The following is a 17,585-nucleotide window of genomic DNA, read 5'->3' as shown; positions in this document are numbered from 1 at the left end:
ACATTTCGCCACGAGTCCAGTCTACCATGTCTCGATCGGAATTCACGCCGATTCCACTAAGCCGGTCGTCCACAGCTCGATAAGCTCGCTGAGCGGCTGATCGACCAGCTCACCGACGACGAAGCGATCTCCACCCGTCCGCCCCAATTCCTGTACCGGTACCCCGTGGGCCCGTGCCAGCCCCAGCAACGCTCCTTCGGCCCCCTCAGCAACTTGAACGATCACGCGCGATGCGCTCTCTCCGAAGAGCGCCCGGTCCAATCGCCCATTGGCGGCGATGAGTGACTCGGTGGTGAAGCGACCGCCGATCCGTCCGACCATGCAGGATTCGGCCAGTGCGATGAGCAAGCCTCCCTCGCTGCAGTCGTGGGCAGCCAGGACGATTCCACGAGCGATCCCCTCCCGCACGCATGCTTGAACTCGTCGCTCCAGTTCCAGATCGAGCGGCGGTGGGGCACCGGCAACCAGTCCATGACGTTGGGCGAGGAACTCGGAACCGCCGAGCGTCGCCAGCTCTGAACCGAGCAGAAAGACTTTTCCCTCACCTCTAAACCCCATACCGACACACCGCCGCACGTCGGCCAGCCGACCGACGATCCCAACGACCGGCGTAGGAGGGATGGATCGCCCTTCCGTTTCGTTGTAGAGACTGACATTTCCACTCACGACGGGAATACCGAGTACCGTACAGGCCTCCGCCATTCCTTCGATGGCCTGAACGAGCTGGTAATAGATCTCCGGCCGCTCGGGATTACCGAAGTTGAGACAATCGGTAATCGCCAGCGGCTCTGCTCCGACACAGCTGACATTCCTCGCTGCCTCAGCGACCGCGTGCATGGTACCGAGCCGAGGGTCGAGCAGGCAATAGCGGGGATTGCAGTCTGTTTTCAGCGCGATCCCGAATCGTTGCCCTTTGATCCGGAGCACTGCCGCATCGGCCGCACCAGGCGGCAGCACCGTGTTGGTGAGGATCGTGTGGTCATACGTACGATAGATCGGCCGACGCGACGCGATATTGGGCGAACGAAGCAGTGCCGCGAGCATTTCGGCTACTTCGGCGGGCTGAAGATCGGGTAGCGCATCCGGATCGAAGGCACGACGCTCCCTGATCTCACCCGCTTCGCGAGCTTCGCGGACATAAGTCGGGCAAGCGTCGGTGAGAAGCCAGACCGGCAGCTCAGCAACAACTTGCCCGTCCTCGAGCACCCGGAGCAGTCCATCATCCGTCACCCGGCCAATGACGACCGCATGGAGTTCCCAGCGCCGGAAGATCGCGAGCACACGGTCGATTCCCTCAGGATCGACGACCAGGAGCATCCGTTCCTGACTCTCGGAGAGCATCACCTCGTACGGCGTCATTCCGGTCTCCCGGCGCGGTACGAGTGCCACATCGAGCTCGATCCCTGTCCCACCGCGTGCCGCGATTTCCGCACTCGCACTGGTCAAGCCCGCCGCGCCGAGATCCTGCATCGCGACCACCGCACCAGTCTCCAGCACTTCCAGGCATGCTTCGAGCAGGAGCTTCTCCAAAAATGGGTTACCGACCTGGACGACCCCTCGATGCGAGCGTTCAGGATCCTCGACCGATGCAAAAGTCGCGCCGTGAATGCCGTCCCGTCCGGTGTCTGCCCCGACCAGGACAACCAGGTTGCCTGGTCCGGTCGCACGCGCCCGGATCAAGGCCGAGCGTTCAGCGATCCCGACACACATCGCATTGACCAAGGGATTCTGCCGGTACTCGGGCGCGAAGAAGACATCCCCTGCCACGGTCGGAATACCCAGACAGTTCCCGTACCAGCCAATACCTCCGACAACGCCGTGGAAAAGATATTGTTGACGCGGCTCTTCCAGCGGTCCGAAGCGGAGCGAATCCGCCAATGCGATCGGTCGTGCTCCCATGGCAAAGATGTCGCGGACAATCCCTCCGACGCCGGTCGCCGCTCCCTGAAACGGCTCGACCGCGCTGGGGTGGTTGTGAGACTCGATCTTGAGCACGACCACCAACCCATCACCGAGTTCGACTGCTCCCGCGTTCTCCCCCGGCCCTTGCACGACATGTGGCCCGCTCGTCGGCAGTTTGCGGAGCAGCGGCCGGGAATGCTTGTAGCCACAATGCTCACTCCACAGCGCACCGATCATGCCGAGTTCGATGAGGTTCGGCTCTCGTCCGAGTAGCGCGACCGCACGCGCGTACTCCTCCTCGGTCAGTGCGACCTCACGCAAGATCTCCGGAACAATCGGCATCGCCTCACCGACCCTTTGTCGTCTTCCCGTCCTTCAGCGCGGGCTGTGTGCCACCTCGAGACCGACTGACAAGACAGAGGCCAGGATTCGTAGCCCGTCGTCACCACCAACGAAGCGGTCGTACGCGCGCTCCGGATGCGGCATCAGTCCGACGACGTTTCCCCGCTCATTGCACACGCCGGCGATGTTCGCCACCGAACCGTTCGGATTCGCATCAGCCGTCGGCAAGCCATCCGCATCGACATAGCGGAAGACGACTTGCCCGTTCGTCTCGAGCGCGACGAGTTCCTCCGCCTCGACGTAGTAACGGCCCTCACCGTGCGCAATCGGCAGACGCAACAGTGTTCCCGGCGCGAGCTGGCTCGTCCATGGTGTGCGGGTCTGCTCCACACGCACCCACACCCAGTCGCAGACGAATTCCAGGGATGCGTTGCGCAAGAGTGCACCAGGCAACAGACGCGCCTCGGTCAAGATCTGGAAACCGTTGCAAATACCGAGGATCGGTTTCCCTGCCTCAGCTTCCCGCGCAACGGCTGACATGACCGGAGCGAAACGCGCCAAAGCTCCTGCGCGTAAGTAGTCACCGTAGGAAAAGCCACCCGGAATGATGATGCAATCGAAGCGAGAGAGATCCGTTTCGGTGTACCAAACCAGCTCCGCTGCATGTCCCAGGCCGAGCCGTATCGCCATCAACGCATCGTGATCACCGTTACTTCCCGGAAAGGTCACGACCGCGAACCGCATCGATCCCCCTCGCGGCGATCAGGCCGGTTCGAGACTGAACCGGTATTGCTCGACGACCGGGTTAGCCAGCAATTGGTCGCACATCAGGCCAACGCGCTCTTCTGCCGTTTTTCGATCGGGTGCCCTCAGCCACATTTGGACATAGCGACCGACTCTGACGTCCTCGACTTCCGTATAGCCCAGGCGCCGCAAGCCATCGCGCACCGCTAACCCCTGCGGGTCATTCACGCCCGGACGGAGGGAAATGAAGACCTCAGCTCGCCACCGTGTGCCTTCGTTCACGTCCACTTACCCTTCTTCCGTTTCCAAGTACGGGACCGGTTGGCCCGTCAACCGCCGGTACGCCTCCCGATACTTCTCCGCTGTTTTCTCTACGACATCGGCGGGAAGTCGAGGTGCCGGCGGTTGCTTGTTCCAGCCGATGGTCGTCAGCCAGTCGCGGACGAACTGTTTGTCGAAGGACGGCTGTGGGCGTCCAGGCTGATACCGCTCGGCATCCCAGAAGCGAGAGCTGTCCGGTGTCAAGAGTTCATCGATCACCGCGAGTTCCCCATCGATCCAGCCGAACTCGATCTTGGTATCCGCGATGATCACCCCACGCTCGCGAGCATATTTCTCAGCAACTCGATAGATCCAGAGCGTGCGCTCACGGAGCTCTCGGGCAAGCTCAGACCCGACACGCTCGACCAATCGCTCGAAGCTGATGTTCTCGTCGTGACCCCCGTCGACCTTGATGGCAGGCGTAAAGATCGGCTCCGCTAGCTGTTCGCTTTCGCGCATGCCCGGCGGAAGACGAATCCCGGCAACGCAGCCGGTCTCCCGATATTCCTGCCATGCTGATCCAGCCAGATACCCCCGAGCGACACATTCGATGTCGATTCGCTCTGCCTTGCGAACGACCATGGAGCGTCCCGCTAACATTCGTCGGTACCGGTCGACGATCGCGGGCAACTCGGTCGTGACGAAGTGCGTCCGCAACCGGTCACCGAACCAGCGGAACCAAAACACCGACAGTTGTGTCAATACGATACCCTTACCAGGGATACCATTGGGAAGAATCACATCGAAGGCCGAGAGACGGTCTGTGGCGACCAGCAGCAAGCAGTCGCCGAGATCGAAGACCTCGCGCACTTTCCCACGCCGGTACACCGGCAGTTCCGGGATGTCCACATGAAGAACCACTTCTCGTTCTGTCACGCGACAGTCGCTCCCGCTGGTTCATCGATCGGCAACCCGACGCGCCGGAAGGCTTCGTCGACGTAGCGGAGATACGGCTCGAGGTCGAAGATAGCCTCGACTTGCTCTGGGGAAAGGACCTGCCGTACCTCGTCATCCCGTTCGAGCAGCGTGCGCAAGTGCACCTCTTCCTCCCAGGCGCGACGGGCCAGTCGCTGTACCAGCCGGTAGGCCCGTTGTCGCTCCATTCCTGCCTGCACCAGCGCGAGCATCGCACGCTGCGAAAAGATCGCCCCGTGCGTCAGATCGAGGTTGCGCCGCATCCGTTCCGGATACACCACCCAATCGCGCACCAGATGGGTCATCGAATTCAACATGAAGTCCAGGACAATGCACGCATCCGGCAGGATCACACGCTCGACCGAGCTGTGACTGATGTCGCGCTCATGCCAGAGAACCACGTTCTCCAGCGCCGCTGAGACATAACTCCGGAGGAGACGAGCCAGTCCTGACAGGCGTTCGCTCTCGTGCGGATTCCGTTTATGCGGCATCGCCGAGGAGCCCATGTTCTGCGGATCGAACGGTTCCTCGAGCTCTCGCACTTCTGTCCGTTGCAGGTGCCGGATCTCAGTCGCGAAGCGATCGATCGTCGCACCGATACCGGCCAGCGTCGCGACGAATGCTGCATGGCGATCTCGGCCGACGACCTGCGTGGAGACTGGATCGACGCGCAAGCCGAGGCGAGTCAGGACCGCTTCCTCGATTTGCGGCGGAACATGCGCGTGCGTGCCGACCGCTCCTGAGATCTTCCCGACGCGGACGTCCTCGCGTGCATGCTGGAGTCGTTCATGCTGGCGCTGCAATTCCGCATACCATCCAGCCAGCTTGAATCCCAACGTGATCGGTTCGGCATGAACACCATGGGTCCGGCCGATCATGACCGTCCGGCGATGACGCACCGCCTGCTCGCCGACCACATCCAAGAGCGTCTCCAGATCAGCCAGGAGGAGGTCACTGGCTTCCACCAATTGCAACGCCAGCGCCGTATCGATGACGTCGGAACTCGTGAGGCCCAGGTGGAAAAAGCGGCCTGCTTCCTCACCGATCGACTCGACCGTCGCCCGGATGAAGGCGATCACATCGTGATCGACCTCGGCCTCGATCTCCCGCATCCGAGCCAAGTCGCACCGTGCGCCGCGGATCCGCTCCAGTGCCTCGCTCGGAACCACCCCCGCCTCGGCCCACGCCTCTGCGACCGCGATCTCAACACGCAACCACAGCTCGATCTTGTGTTCCTCACTCCAGATCCGCCCCATTTCTGGGCGGGTATAGCGTGGAATCATCGTCGCTCTTCACCCATCTCGCTCGGACAGCCAAGTCGACCGTGCCGACCGGGGTGGTTCGGGAGTTCCAGCCGCGCAAGAACGCACACCTCGCACCGCGTCGGCGCGATCCGCTCGAAGTATACCCTTCCTGGCCCCACAACCGATCGCTATCTCAGCCGCTCGACGCAACCCTACCGACCATCAGAACAGCTTGCGTCCACGCGCTTGCCGCTCGAAGCGTGCTATGGTACAGTCGGCCTGTTCGGGGGCGCGAGGAGCGGGATCGGATGTCATCGGATGGAGTAGCGCCAGGACTCGTCGCGGGGGAGACGAGTCGACGAGGTGGAGGTCGATCGAGGCATTCGGCGGATGGCCTCCCGGCTCGCACGGTCGTGACGGTGAGAGCAAAACCGGTGGGTAACCGCCGGGACAAAGGCTCACCGATGTGCCCCGCTCCCGACAGCTGACGAGCACGCGTCAACTGTCGAACCGCTCCCCCTGAGAATAGTCACGCGATAGGGCGCCATACCTCTCGAGATGGCGCCGCCGAGGCTTCCTTTGGGCGCTGGCCGAAGGAGGGAAAGTCCTGCATGTGCGGAATCTTCGGTTTCGTCGCTCCGCAACCGCTCCCTGCTTCGCTCGTCATCGACGCACTGCGGACGCTGGAGTACCGTGGGTACGACTCCTGGGGAATCGCCTTTCTGGATGGTGACCTGGCCCGAGAACGGATCGCCGTGCTCAAGCGAGCTGGGCGTATTCCGGCGAGCACGCCAAACCTGCCCGCTACGGTGATCGCACTCGGCCACACGCGGTGGGCGACCCATGGTGGAGTCACGGACGAGAACGCGCATCCCCACCTCGACTGCACCGGTACCCTCGCGATCGTCCATAACGGCATCATCGAAAATTATCTTCCGCTGCGTCGGGCACTCGAACGATCTGGTCACCGCTTTCGGAGTAGCACCGACAGCGAGATCTTCGCGCATCTCCTCGAAGACACCATCGCCAGCATCGAGGAGCACCATCCCAGTGCATCGGACGATATCCCCACTCTGGTCGAGGCAGTTCGACATGCGTTCAATCAAGTCCGCGGTCTCAATGCACTCATCGCGTTGCATCGCCCGACGCGACAACTTGTTGCCGTCAAGTCAACTTCGCCGCTCGTTCTCGGGCATGGTCCAGCCGGAACGTTCGTCGCCTCCGATGCCGTCGCTCTCGTTGGCTATACCGACCGGATCCATTACCTTCAGGACGACGAGATCGCTCTGCTCGATCACCAGGGTCTCCAGCTCTTCGATCGATGCACCGGACAGCGCCGGTCAGCCCGCTGGGAGCCGCTCACGCTCCGCCCCGCCGATACGTCACTCGGTGGCTATCCGCACTACCTGATCAAGGAGATTCACGAACAGCCGCGAGTCCTCGCACGGATCGCCCGGGAGCGCCTGGACGGTGCACGACAGCTAGCTGATCTCATTCGTCATTCGTATGGGACATTCCTGGTCGGGTGCGGTACCGCTGGCTACGCCGCGCTCTGCGGGAGTTATCTCTTTTCGCGCATCGCGCGCCGCCACGTCAATGCGGTCATTGCGTCCGAATTCAAGTATCAGGAACATTTCTTGACCGATCGATCGCTCGTCATTGCGCTTACCCAGAGCGGTGAGACGATCGATGTGATCGAGGCGGTCCACGCCGCCAAGCGGCGTGGAGCCACCGTTGCCGCTCTGGTCAATGTGACCGGCTCCACTGTCGCTCGGCTCGCCGACTTCACCATTCCACTCTCGGCCGGCCCCGAACAGAGTGTTCTGTCGACCAAAGCCTACACAGCGAAGCTCGCTATCCTGCTGCTGACCGCACACATCCTCAATGGGAGCGAGCATGTAGGACTCGATACGCTGTGGCGCGCGATCGAGGGTATGGAGATGGCCCTCGCACCAGCGACACTGGACCGCATCCGGGCTGTCGCCGATCGCCTCGTTGACGCGCAACACTGCTATGTGATCGGTCGGGGACTCTCCTACCCCACCGCGCTCGAGGCCGCACTTAAGATCAAGGAAGTGACCTACATTCATGCCGAAGGCTTTGCCGGGGGAGAACTCAAGCACGGTGTCATTGCGCTCATCGAGGATGGGAGTCCCTGCCTCGTCTTCTCGCCACTCGACGAAACGAGGGCAGATATTCTCTCTGGTGCGATGGAAGTTCGCAGTCGCGGCGGATGGGTCATCGGCATCTCTCCAGAACCTGACGAAGCTTTTCATGTCCACATTCCGGTCGCCGATGTGGGTGATGCCTCCCCACTGGTCTCGATCGTGCCAGCACAACTCCTCGCCTACGAGCTGGCAGTGCGCCGCGGCCTGGATCCGGATAAACCACGGAATCTCGCCAAGAGCGTGACCGTCAAGTGAGGCGAGAATGATTCTGGTCGACACGCATTGCCATCTCGACCTCCCCGACTTCGACAACGATCGGCCACTCGTGATCGAGCGGGCCCGCGATGCTGGCGTCCAGGGATTCGTCCTCATCGCCTTCTCACCGACCCGTTGGGAAGCCGCACTGACACTCGCCGAAGCGACACCTGGCATGGTCGTTGCCCTCGGTATCCACCCGAACGAGGCCGACCGCTATGACAGCCAGGTCGAGCAGCGACTCCGCCAGCTCGCTCGCCACCCGCTGGTACGAGCCATTGGGGAGATCGGGCTCGATTTCCACTGGAAAACGACCGACGCGAAGACGCAGGAACGCGCCTTTCGCCGGCAAATTGCCCTCGCCCGTGAGTTGAACTTGCCGATCGTGTTGCACCAGCGCGAAGCTCTTCATGAGCTCCTGGCCATTCTGGAGGACGCTGACCCGCCTCACCGGGGCGTGATGCACTGCTTCACTGGGGATCCGGCTGATGCCGCGCGCTTCCTCGAGCTCGGACTGCACCTCGGAATCGGCGGCATCGTGACCTATCGGAGCGCGCCGGATCTCCGTCGCGCCGTTCAGATGCTGCCGGCAGATCGTATGCTGCTCGAAACGGACGCACCCTACCTCGCGCCAGTGCCATATCGCGGTCGCCGCAACGAACCGGCTTTTCTCCGTGCGACCGTGGCGACAATCGCTGAACTCCGCAGGCAGACCGAGGACGAGGTCGCTCGGGCTACCACCCGAAACGCAGTCGCACTGTTCAGGATTCCTCTCTCGATCGAATGAGCGAGGTGCAGACGTATGCCGACACATCGGATCGTTCTCGCAACGGCCAACCCAGGAAAGATCCGCGAACTCCGCTCCCTGCTCCCGCCGAACGTCGAAGTCGTGAGCGCGCCCGCACTCGGCATCCGACTTCCGCCCGAAACCGGCGAAACCTTCGTCGAGAACGCACTGCTCAAAGCCAGGGTCGCTGCCCAGGAAAGCGGCCTTATCGCGCTCGCCGATGATTCCGGACTCGAAGTCGACGCGCTGGGGGGACGACCCGGCGTCCACTCTGCCCGATACGCTGGTGAGCACGCGGACGATGCTCAAAATATCGCCCGGTTACTGCGTGAGCTGCGTGATGTCCCCCTTTCCCAACGTACCGCGCGTTTCCGTGCGGTCGTCGCGATCGTCGCACCGGATGGTCGGGAAGCCGTCGTCGAAGGCACGGTCGAAGGGTGTATTGCCGAAAAGCCACGCGGTCGCGGCGGTTTCGGATACGATCCCGTCTTCATTCCCTGCGGGTATGACCGGACATTCGCAGAGATGACGCTGGAAGAGAAGAATCGCTTGAGCCACCGTGCTCAGGCTCTCCAGCGCGCCGTACCGATCTTGCTCGACTGGCTCGGCTGTACCGGCCAGGCTGCCGATAATGATGACAGCAGCTGATCACCACGCCGGGAGTATCTTATGACGAGCCTCGATCAGAGCGGGTTGCGAAGTCAGACGAGATTTCCGCTCTCGCTCGTTGCTATCACCGGGACACGCGGCAAGAGCACCACCGCCTGGCTCCTCTACCGGATGGTTCGGGCGCAGCGGTGGTCGGCTGGTCTTTGGTGTTCCAGCGGCGTCTTCGTCGATGAACGACAGCTGGAAGGAGAACTCCAGCCGTGAACGAGCGTCGTTCAGGCGCTCCGTACTGGCGATCTCGACCTGGCGATCCAGGAACTGGAAGCGCCTGTGGTGGCGACTGTCGGGCTCCCTGCGGCGATCTACCGCGCAGGGGCAGTCACCACGCTCTGCGGCAATGACGACAGCTGTCTTCTCGCCCCCGCGACCCGGTACGCCGCACGAGCCCACGAGATCGTCGCGCGGGCGATCCACCCGCACGGATTCATCGTCCTCAACGCTGATGATCCCGACGTCCTCGGACTCGCCGAGGAAAGTCTGGCTCGCGTCATTTTCTTCGCACTGCATCCGGAGAACCCCGTGCTGCGCCGCCAGCGTGATGCTCGGAAGCCGGCTATCTGGTACGACGACGGTGTCATCGTCGCCAACCGCGCACTGTACGATTACCAGGCACTTTTCGCATGGGACGCGCAGACAACGGAGAGTGACGCTTTCTCTGCCCCATCGGCTTTTCTCGAGCGAGTAGAGACCCGCACCGAACCGGACGATATTCCTGTCATCGCTGTTCGCGAGGCTCCAATCACGCTAGGCGGCGCACTGCTCTTTCAGGTTCAGAATGTGCTCTGCGCGACCGCATTGGCACTCGGACTCGGCATCTCCCTTACAGCGATTCGATCGACCTTGCGCACCTTCCTTCCGACGCACGACCTTCTCCCTGGTTCGTGCAACCTCGTCTTCCTCCGCGACCTGATCGTTCTCATCGATGGTGCACGGGATCTTTGGACATTACGCACGCTCCTGCGTTGCGTTCGCCAAAGCACCCCGCACAAGGTATTCGTGGTGACGCATGGCTTCCCCTGGTTGAGTCAGGAGGATCTCCGCGAAGTAGGACGAATACTGGGTAGAGTCACCGGGATGATTCTGATCTCGGAGCCTTTGGGAGACGAGCGACTCGCTGCCTTCCGTGAGGGAGTCGTCGAAAACGTTCTGCCGCCGGTAATCGTTACCCAACCCGATCTCCCTCAGGCGCTCCAGACAGTGCTCACGCTGGCCCGCCCCGGCGACCTGTGCCTCGTCCTCGCCAGCGACCCGTTGAAGACAGGAGAGATCGTACGACGGATCATCGATGGGAACGGGACATGAGTTGCTTCTTCAAGCCGCCGATGCGAGTTCGAGGGCTGTTCGTTCCTCGACCCACACGCTCCCCGCTCCCAGCGTTGCCTCGATGACCCGAGCGAAGTCCGCACACCAGTCGACGCGGAGCCGACTCGCCAGCACGATCTCGCCTTGTGCGAGGGGGAGATGAATCCGCACTTCGTCATCCCCGGCGAACGTAACGAGCAGATCCCGCAAAGCATGCATTCGTTCGATGTCCTCGTCGACGGACGTCGTGATCGGGAGACGAACGTGCACGATCCGGCTCGGTTGGACGAGATTCCGGAGATCCTCGCGGGGATCGGCCACTGACTCCACCACCAGTTGCAATTCCTCGTTCCGCTCTTCGACCCGCGCTTGGAGGAGCACGATCGATTCCTCGGCCAACCGTTCACGAGTTGTCTCGTAGAGGTCAGGGAAGACAACCGCCTCGATGGTACCGGAGCGGTCTTCCAGTTGCAGGACAGCCATGACGCGCCCGGTGCGCGTCGTCAACTTGCGCACCCCACTGATCAAAGCGAGCAACTCGACAGTCTGCCCAACCGACTCATCGTCCAGTTCCGCAATCTGCACGAGTCCCCGGAGTCGCCCGAGCAGGACGAACTCGTCCAGCGGATGGGCACTCAAGTACACGCCGAGAAGTTCCCGTTCCCACCCGAGCAAGGTCCGGGTCGGTATGTCAGGTGGCTCGATATCCGGACGGGAAAAGCGCAAAGGAGCAGCCTGATCATGACCCACTGCCGAGAAGAGATCCATCTGCCCCCGCCGCAGCGCTTTCTGGCGAGCCTGTGCCGCCTGGATCGCCTGGTCCAACTGTGCGAGCAAAATCTTGCGATCACCAAAGCAGTCCAACGCACCACACTTGATCAAGCTCTCGACCGCTCGCCGATTGACGACGCTCCAGTCGATCGTCTCGCAAAAGTGCTCGAACGAGCGGAACACTTTCCCAGGCTGCTCATTGCGGGCAGCCAGGATCGCTTCGACCGCAGCTTCCCCGACGTGCTTGACCATCGCCAGCCCGAACCGGATCGCGCGGCTGCCATCCGGCAACTGCTCGACCGTAAAGGTCGCCTCGCTGTGATTGATGTCCGGCGGAAGCACCGAAATCCCCAGCTTCTGGCATTCGGCGAGCGCTGCCGCGATCCGCTTCACGGTTCCGGACGGATGACTAGGCGCGTTGCGCAGGATTGCCGTCATGTACTCCACCGGATAATTGGCTTTGAGGTAGGCTGTCTGATAGGATACGACTGCATAACAGGTGGCGTGCGCCTTGTTGAAGGCGTAGCCGGCAAATGGTTCGATCAGATTGAAGATGCGCTCGGCATCCTCCTCGCTATACCCTTTCGCTATGGCTCCGGCAATGAAGCGCTCCCGCTCAGCGCGCATCTTTTCGGGAATCTTCTTTCCCATCGCCTTGCGCATGATGTCCGCTTCACCGAGCGTGTAGCCAGCAAATTTCCGTGCGATGAGGAGCACCTGATCCTGGTAGACGATGACACCGTATGTCTCGTCGAGAATTTCCGCCAGATCAGGATGCGGGTATTGAATCGGCTCCAATCCATGCTTCGCGCGGCAGTAACGTGGGATATGTTGCATCGGCCCCGGTCGGTACAGCGCGATCATCGCCGCGAGCTCGGCAACCGAGGTCGGCCGCAGTTCCCGGATGTACCGCCGCATGCCCGCACTCTCGAGCTGGAACACCCCGAAGGTTTGCCCTTCGGCCAAGAGCTCGAACGTCTTGCGATCGTCCATCGGAATCTGCTTCAGATCGATCGTTTCGCCGCGCGTCTCGCGGATCAGCTCGACAGCGTTCGCCAAGATCGTCAAATTGGCCAGCCCCAAGAAATCCATCTTGAGCAGACCGATCTCGGCGACCGTCTCCATCGGGAACTGGGTAGTCGGGAGTGCTCCCTCCTCGGCACGCGCCGGACGCTGCAGCGGGACATGCTCGACCAAGGGAGACGCCGAGATGACCACCCCGGCCGCGTGGGTGCCAGCGTGCCGAGCGATGCCCTCCAGTTTTCGCGCATTGTCGATCAATTCGCGCGAACGCGGGTCTGTCTCGTACAGGTGCCGGAGTTCCGGGCTCTCCTCCAGCGCCCGCTCGAGCGTCATGTTCACGCCGCTCGGTATCAATCGCGCGATCCGATCGACTTCGGCATGCGGCCATCCCATCGCCCGGCCGACATCGCGGATCGCGGCCTTCGCTCCCATCGTTCCGAAAGTGATGATTTGCGCAACGTGCTCCGCGCCGTACTTGCGGGCGACATACTCGATCACCTCGTGTCGCCGGTCATCCGCGAAATCCATGTCGATATCCGGCATCTCCCGGCGCTCCGGGTTGAGAAATCGCTCGAAGACCAAGCGATTGGCAAGAGGATCGACATCGGTGATACCGAGAGCGTAGAGCACGATGCTCGCTGCTGCGCTTCCCCGCACACCATAAAGAATGCCCCGCTGGCGAGCGAACTCCGCGAAGTCTCGCACGATCAACATATAGCTGGAAAATCCGGTCTGACGGATAACATCCAGCTCGTACTCCAGGCGACGACGTACTTCTTCGGTCAACTCAGGATAACGCTGGCGAATCCCCTCCCAGCACAGTGCGGCAAGATAGTCGTCAGCAGTCATCCCCGCTGGTATACCAGGGTCGGGGAGATGGAGACGACCGAATTCGAGTTCGACCTCGCAACGCTCGGCGATACGGACCGTATTGAGGAGTGCCTCCGGGACCTCGGCACCGAAGAGTCGCCACATCTCCTCGGCACTCTTGAAGTAAAGCTGGTCGGACTGAACTCGCATCCGCTTGGGGTCATCGAGCGTCGAGTTGGTTTGGATGCAGATCAGCAAATCCTGAACGCTCGCATCCTCCTGGCGGAGATAATGGACGTCGTTGGTCACGACCAAGGGAAGATCCAGTTCGCGAGCCAGTGCCACCAGCTCGCTATTCACTCGCCGCTGTTCCGGCAATCCGTGATCCTGTAGCTCGATGTAAAACCGATCTGGCCCGAACAACTCGCGGAGACGGATTCCCCACTCCCGAGCTGCCTCGTGATTCCCATTCAGTAGGTTGTTCGCAATCGGTCCCCCGAGGCACGCCGAGGTTGCGATCAGCCCCTCGGCATGTTCGGCCAGCATGGCCATATCGATGCGCGGTTTGTAATAGAACCCCTCCAAGCTCGCTCGCGTGGCCAGTTTCAGCAAATTCTTGTAACCGCGCTCATTCTCTGCAAGCAGCAAGAGATGGTAGATCGTCTTGTCCCGGTCTTGAACCGACCGTGGGGCAAGATACGCTTCCATCCCGATGATGGGATGAAGCCCCTCGGCCCTGACTGCCTTGTACCAATCGATGATTCCATACAGCACCCCGTGATCGGATATCGCCAGGTGCTCCATACCGAGTTCGCGAGCACGCCCCACGTACTCCGGTATCCGACCGAGGCCGTCGAGTAGCGAGAATTCCGTATGCAAATGAAGATGAGCGTACGGCCGCGCCACGCTAGCCCCCTCGTACCTCCTCAGGGACGCCCGGCGATCGATCCTGGGTCAGGCGATCGATCACGAGTCCCACTACCTGTCCCAAGCGTACAAGAACAGCACAGATGCGCGAGATTCCCGCATCGACGCTCACACTGCTCCTTGCGAAGCAGCCTGACCCGGCCAGCGCGGGGACCAACCCGTACTACCCGGAACCTCGTCTTCGCTCTCGCCGATGGAACCGATTCCAATGAGTGCCCGCTTTACCTGCCGGACCACCAGCGCGAGCAACTGGCGGAGGTCTTCGCGAATCTGCTCTGGAACGTCCGTGCGCTGGAGAAGCTCGACGACTTCCCCGAGCACCGGCTCGCTACCGAACAGGTATTCGGTCTGTTCGGGTAAGAAACCAGCAGCAGCCAGCAAGCTGTCACGGTCGGCCGGCCCGAGTTCGAGCGCCTCCGCCAAACGCAGAATCGCCTCCCGAGTCGGTGCTCGACGCCCACTCTCCAGTCGCGACACGTAACTGTGATCGAAGCCGGCTCGCTGCGCAAGACGACTCTGCGAGAGCCTGGCTGACTCCCGATAGCGGCGCAAGAGTTGGCCGAAGAACGTCACCGGCTCTCTCTCCATCGCTTGCCCCCTTTGCTTCCGCTCCCAGCGAACTCGCCCGAAGCGAACGGTGCCCGATCGACACCCCCATCCTACATGTCCCGTGCCCACCCGTCAACCCCTTTTCCACCCTGTCCACAGCGTTGTGTCACACAGACACAACAGAAAAGATGATGCAGGCATAGCGACACCAAGACGACAGCCAAGTGACAGCAACTTCATGGCTATACTCGCACAGGAAGCGCTCGCGTCCGCGCTCACGCGCTGCAAACGTTTGCTATGGACAAGAAAACGGGAGGAGGGAGTCGGGTGGTATTGGATCGAGAGGGGTCGATCGCCGACTGGACCGTCACCCAGTTAGTGGAACGCATGCGTCGCCCACGCTATCGTTGCGGGGGTGGGGTTGCCGCATGCTTGTCCATCGCTCAAGCAGCTGCTCTTACCGATCTTGTCCGCCGTGCCGCCAAGCAACAGCTGCCCCGCGAAGTGGCAGATACGCTCGCTGAGGATCTCGAACGCATCGCCGCGAGCGCACTCGCGCAAGCCGAGCGTGACCGAGTAGCGCTCGACGAGTTGCTAAGTGCGCTTCGTATGGATCAGCGCTCGCCATCGGCTACTGTCGCTGCGGAGCGAGCGAGCACGGTCCCGCTCGAGACTGCCGATTTGGGGCTCGCACTCTCAGCGCTCATCCGATCGGTCCTGCCGCACACCCCATCCTTCGCTGCATCCGATCTGGAAGCAGCACGAGCCCTCTGCCGAGCGGGCATCGAGGCAGCACTCGCGATGGCGCGCGCCAACCTGCCACTTCTCTCTCCGGAACGCGCGGAAGTACTCCAGCGCGAAATCCTCCAGCGCCGAGCGCTCCTCTCGGAGCACGCTCAGGCCTGAGGATCATGCGTGCACGCTACTGCACAAATGACCTGGCGTCCCATCGAAAGACTTCTGTCACGCGGAAAGGATGGAGAGCGATGGCTGCCCACATACTATCGGGGAGACCAGTCGTCGAGTCGCTGCACGCCCGTATCCAGCAAGTGCTTGCACGGCGAGCCCCACATCAGGGACCACCCACCCTCACCGTGCTGCTCCCCAACGATCCTTCCGCCCAAGCCTACGCTCGCGCGATCCGCAAGCAATTCACCACACTGAGCTTGAATTATCGGACCGAAGAGATTGACGATACACTGGATGAATCTCGATTCGCGATTCTCCTCAAGCGACTCGCCGAGGACGAATCCGTCACCGGCATCCTGGCGTTGCAGCCGCTCCCCAAAGGCGTCTCGCGCCGATCGCTCGCACGACTGATGCCGCCCACCAAGGACGTCGACGGCGTCTCGTTCGAACAGCAAGGGCGTTTAGCGATCGGCAGTCCTTGGATCGCGCCGAGCACCCCTCTCGGAGGACTTATCCTCCTCCAGCACTACGGCATCGAAGTGGCGGGTCGGCATGCTGTCGTCATCGGTCGCAGCCCCGTCGTCGGTCGCCCGCTTGCCCTCTTGCTTCTGGCCCGCGACGCCACTGTGACCATTTGCCATCGCCGTACGCCTGATCTCGCCAAGCTCACGCGACAGGCCGATCTCCTGTTCGTCGCTGCCGGCCAACCCCATCTCGTCAAGCCGGACATGGTCGCTCCAGGAGCCGTGGTTATCGATTTCGGGGTCTCGGTGCGCGACGGCCGTCTCATCGGTGATGTCGATCCAGCCGTCGCCGAAGTGGCCAGCGCTCTTACCCCCGTTCCTGGCGGCACGGGTCCAGTCACCACTGCCGTACTGGCCCTCAACCTTCTTCGATTAGCGGGACTTCTCGAGGAAAACGATCTCTTCCCAGGCGCTCCTTGAGCGGAGACACGCAGCGAGGGCGAACCTGCTCGTCCCCGCCAAAGCTCCATGGTCGACCGCGACGAACGCACAGTCATCCTCGAAGCGAGACTCCGCCACGCTCCTCGCCGCCCGTCGGAGAAGCTGGATCAGGGTCCTCCAACGGGAATCGCTGCCGTGGATCCATTACCTCCCACGAGCGACGTACCTGGACAGCACAGCAGCCCCCTCGGTACGCTCGAAAAGGAGGCGACCAGTGACCGCGATACCGGTAGCGGTCGACCGGCTCGCTCCAAAGATTTCAGAAAGAAAGGGTCGCTGGCCGATGGATACGCTCACTGCAGAATGGTTGCGGGCGTTCCTGATCTGGCTCCCAGCCGGAACGCTCGGTCCCTATATCGTGAGTCGCTGGCGCGGCGCCGATCCTCGTTTAGCCATCATCGAAGCGGGGATCTTCGCTTTGAGTGGCCTACTACTCTATCCGACTTTGCTCGGTCTCCTGAGCGCCCGATTCATCGACTGGCAACGCGGCACGGTCCCAGTCGAAAGCCTATTCGTCGCTGGCTTTTTCCTAGCCGGACTGACCATCGTGCTCATGCGACGCGCAACGCACCGTCTCCAACGTGGCTCCAGCACGCGCCGCTGGACCACGTTCCGCTGAGAGCTGGTATTCGGATCAGCGTGGAACCAGTCAGTGCGCCTCAGAGGCGCTGGTAATCTTCGAGGGGGATCACGAAAACAGTCGCCGCAGCACTCTCGACCGCGCCGTGAGCGCTGTCCTGACGAATTCGAGTGCGAGCTCTCGTCCGAATGACATCCAAGACAGTTTCTACGTCGTGATCTTCGACACCGATCAGGAGTGTCGTATTGCCACGACGCAAGAAGCCACCAGTACTGGCGAGGCGGGTAGCCCGAAACTGGCGCTCGAGCAGAGACTCGACGATGCTGTCGGCATCTTCGTTCTGCACCACTGCGATCACCAGCTTCATCGTCTTCGGTCCTACTCCTCCGCCGACCAGTCGAA

At 61.8% G+C, this 17,585-nt stretch carries 16 protein-coding genes; 8 read left to right on the top strand and 8 right to left on the bottom strand.

Annotated features, from left to right (window positions below; genetic code table 11):
- Positions 1-42 precede the first annotated feature (42 nt).
- The 5 genes from purL to purB are packed head-to-tail and all read right to left on the bottom strand — an operon-like array spanning position 43 to position 5,507.
- A complete protein-coding gene (purL, locus tag TRD_RS03420; RefSeq protein WP_012642137.1) occupies positions 43-2,244 on the bottom strand; it encodes a phosphoribosylformylglycinamidine synthase subunit PurL in 2,202 nt (733 codons plus the stop codon).
- 33 nt (positions 2,245-2,277) lie between these two features.
- A complete protein-coding gene (gene purQ, locus TRD_RS03415; RefSeq protein ID WP_012642136.1) occupies positions 2,278-2,988 on the bottom strand; it encodes a phosphoribosylformylglycinamidine synthase subunit PurQ in 711 nt (236 codons plus the stop codon).
- An 18-nt stretch (positions 2,989-3,006) separates the two neighbouring features.
- Positions 3,007-3,276, bottom strand: a complete 270-nt coding sequence (purS, locus tag TRD_RS03410) for a phosphoribosylformylglycinamidine synthase subunit PurS (protein WP_012642135.1) — start codon at positions 3,274-3,276, stop codon at positions 3,007-3,009.
- Positions 3,277-4,185, bottom strand: coding sequence for a phosphoribosylaminoimidazolesuccinocarboxamide synthase (locus TRD_RS03405; RefSeq protein ID WP_012642134.1), 909 nt, complete (start codon positions 4,183-4,185; stop codon positions 3,277-3,279). It abuts the gene before it with no gap.
- Positions 4,182-5,507, bottom strand: coding sequence for an adenylosuccinate lyase (purB, locus tag TRD_RS03400; RefSeq protein ID WP_012642133.1), 1,326 nt, complete (start codon positions 5,505-5,507; stop codon positions 4,182-4,184). The genes TRD_RS03405 and purB overlap by 4 nt, the downstream gene beginning before the upstream one ends.
- A gap of 572 nt (positions 5,508-6,079) precedes the next feature.
- Here purB and glmS point away from each other — a divergent pair.
- The 5 genes from glmS (at position 6,080) to TRD_RS03375 (ending at position 10,649) form a co-directional block, all read left to right on the top strand.
- The gene (gene glmS / locus TRD_RS03395; RefSeq protein WP_012642131.1) at positions 6,080-7,891 is read left to right on the top strand and encodes a glutamine--fructose-6-phosphate transaminase (isomerizing); all 1,812 of its coding nucleotides are present in this window, start codon (positions 6,080-6,082) and stop codon (positions 7,889-7,891) included.
- A 7-nt stretch (positions 7,892-7,898) separates the two neighbouring features.
- The gene (locus TRD_RS03390; protein WP_012642130.1) at positions 7,899-8,678 is read left to right on the top strand and encodes a TatD family hydrolase; all 780 of its coding nucleotides are present in this window, start codon (positions 7,899-7,901) and stop codon (positions 8,676-8,678) included.
- Positions 8,679-8,693: 15 nt separating this feature from the next.
- Positions 8,694-9,326, top strand: a complete 633-nt coding sequence (locus tag TRD_RS03385; protein WP_012642129.1) for an XTP/dITP diphosphatase — start codon at positions 8,694-8,696, stop codon at positions 9,324-9,326.
- Positions 9,327-9,347: 21 nt separating this feature from the next.
- On the top strand, positions 9,348-9,551 hold the full coding sequence (locus tag TRD_RS03380) for a cyanophycin synthetase (protein WP_012642128.1): 204 nt from the start codon (positions 9,348-9,350) through the stop codon (positions 9,549-9,551).
- Positions 9,552-9,620: 69 nt separating this feature from the next.
- Positions 9,621-10,649, top strand: a complete 1,029-nt coding sequence (locus TRD_RS03375) for a hypothetical protein (protein WP_143714613.1) — start codon at positions 9,621-9,623, stop codon at positions 10,647-10,649.
- A 9-nt stretch (positions 10,650-10,658) separates the two neighbouring features.
- On the opposite strand, the gene TRD_RS03370 is transcribed toward TRD_RS03375, so the two are convergent.
- Both TRD_RS03370 and TRD_RS03365 read right to left on the bottom strand, forming a co-directional pair.
- Positions 10,659-14,159, bottom strand: coding sequence for a DNA polymerase III subunit alpha (locus TRD_RS03370; RefSeq protein WP_012642126.1), 3,501 nt, complete (start codon positions 14,157-14,159; stop codon positions 10,659-10,661).
- A 129-nt stretch (positions 14,160-14,288) separates the two neighbouring features.
- Entirely contained in the window at positions 14,289-14,768 is a 480-nt protein-coding gene (locus tag TRD_RS03365) for a helix-turn-helix domain-containing protein (RefSeq protein ID WP_041435948.1), read from the bottom strand.
- 288 nt (positions 14,769-15,056) lie between these two features.
- Between TRD_RS03365 and TRD_RS03360 the strand changes: the two genes are divergently transcribed.
- The 3 genes from TRD_RS03360 to TRD_RS03350 all read left to right on the top strand — a co-directional run bounded on the left by TRD_RS03360 (position 15,057) and on the right by TRD_RS03350 (position 17,222).
- Positions 15,057-15,635 carry a cyclodeaminase/cyclohydrolase family protein gene (locus TRD_RS03360; RefSeq protein ID WP_012642123.1) on the top strand — a complete coding sequence of 193 codons (579 nt, stop codon included), beginning with the start codon at positions 15,057-15,059 and terminating at the stop codon, positions 15,633-15,635.
- Positions 15,636-15,715: 80 nt separating this feature from the next.
- Positions 15,716-16,582, top strand: a complete 867-nt coding sequence (locus TRD_RS03355) for a bifunctional 5,10-methylenetetrahydrofolate dehydrogenase/5,10-methenyltetrahydrofolate cyclohydrolase (protein ID WP_012642122.1) — start codon at positions 15,716-15,718, stop codon at positions 16,580-16,582.
- A gap of 304 nt (positions 16,583-16,886) precedes the next feature.
- On the top strand, positions 16,887-17,222 hold the full coding sequence (locus TRD_RS03350; RefSeq protein ID WP_169302282.1) for a hypothetical protein: 336 nt from the start codon (positions 16,887-16,889) through the stop codon (positions 17,220-17,222).
- 40 nt (positions 17,223-17,262) lie between these two features.
- Here the strand turns inward: TRD_RS03350 and TRD_RS03345 are convergent, their stop codons facing one another.
- A complete protein-coding gene (locus TRD_RS03345) occupies positions 17,263-17,550 on the bottom strand; it encodes a cyclic-di-AMP receptor (RefSeq protein WP_041435947.1) in 288 nt (95 codons plus the stop codon).
- Positions 17,551-17,585: the final 35 nt, after the last annotated feature.

It is taken from the genome of Thermomicrobium roseum DSM 5159, from assembly GCF_000021685.1.
GTDB lineage: Bacteria > Chloroflexota > Chloroflexia > Thermomicrobiales > Thermomicrobiaceae > Thermomicrobium > Thermomicrobium roseum.
The sequence above is the reverse complement of the archived record's forward strand: the minus strand, read 5'-3'. Positions and strand labels throughout refer to the sequence as shown.

Bases quoted from the DNA above. Each gene is read 5' to 3' on its own strand.
- purL (WP_012642137.1), bottom strand. From the start codon at position 2,244: ATGCCGATTGTTCCGGAGATCTTGCGTGAGGTCGCACTGACCGAGGAG.
- purQ (WP_012642136.1), bottom strand. From the start codon at position 2,988: ATGCGGTTCGCGGTCGTGACCTTTCCGGGAAGTAACGGTGATCACGAT.
- purB (WP_012642133.1), bottom strand. From the start codon at position 5,507: ATGATTCCACGCTATACCCGCCCAGAAATGGGGCGGATCTGGAGTGAG.
- glmS (WP_012642131.1), top strand. From the start codon at position 6,080: ATGTGCGGAATCTTCGGTTTCGTCGCTCCGCAACCGCTCCCTGCTTCG.
- TRD_RS03390 (WP_012642130.1), top strand. From the start codon at position 7,899: ATGATTCTGGTCGACACGCATTGCCATCTCGACCTCCCCGACTTCGAC.
- TRD_RS03385 (WP_012642129.1), top strand. From the start codon at position 8,694: ATGCCGACACATCGGATCGTTCTCGCAACGGCCAACCCAGGAAAGATC.
- TRD_RS03380 (WP_012642128.1), top strand. From the start codon at position 9,348: ATGACGAGCCTCGATCAGAGCGGGTTGCGAAGTCAGACGAGATTTCCG.
- TRD_RS03365 (WP_041435948.1), bottom strand. From the start codon at position 14,768: ATGGAGAGAGAGCCGGTGACGTTCTTCGGCCAACTCTTGCGCCGCTAT.
- TRD_RS03355 (WP_012642122.1), top strand. From the start codon at position 15,716: ATGGCTGCCCACATACTATCGGGGAGACCAGTCGTCGAGTCGCTGCAC.
- TRD_RS03350 (WP_169302282.1), top strand. From the start codon at position 16,887: ATGGATACGCTCACTGCAGAATGGTTGCGGGCGTTCCTGATCTGGCTC.
- TRD_RS03345 (WP_041435947.1), bottom strand. From the start codon at position 17,550: ATGAAGCTGGTGATCGCAGTGGTGCAGAACGAAGATGCCGACAGCATC.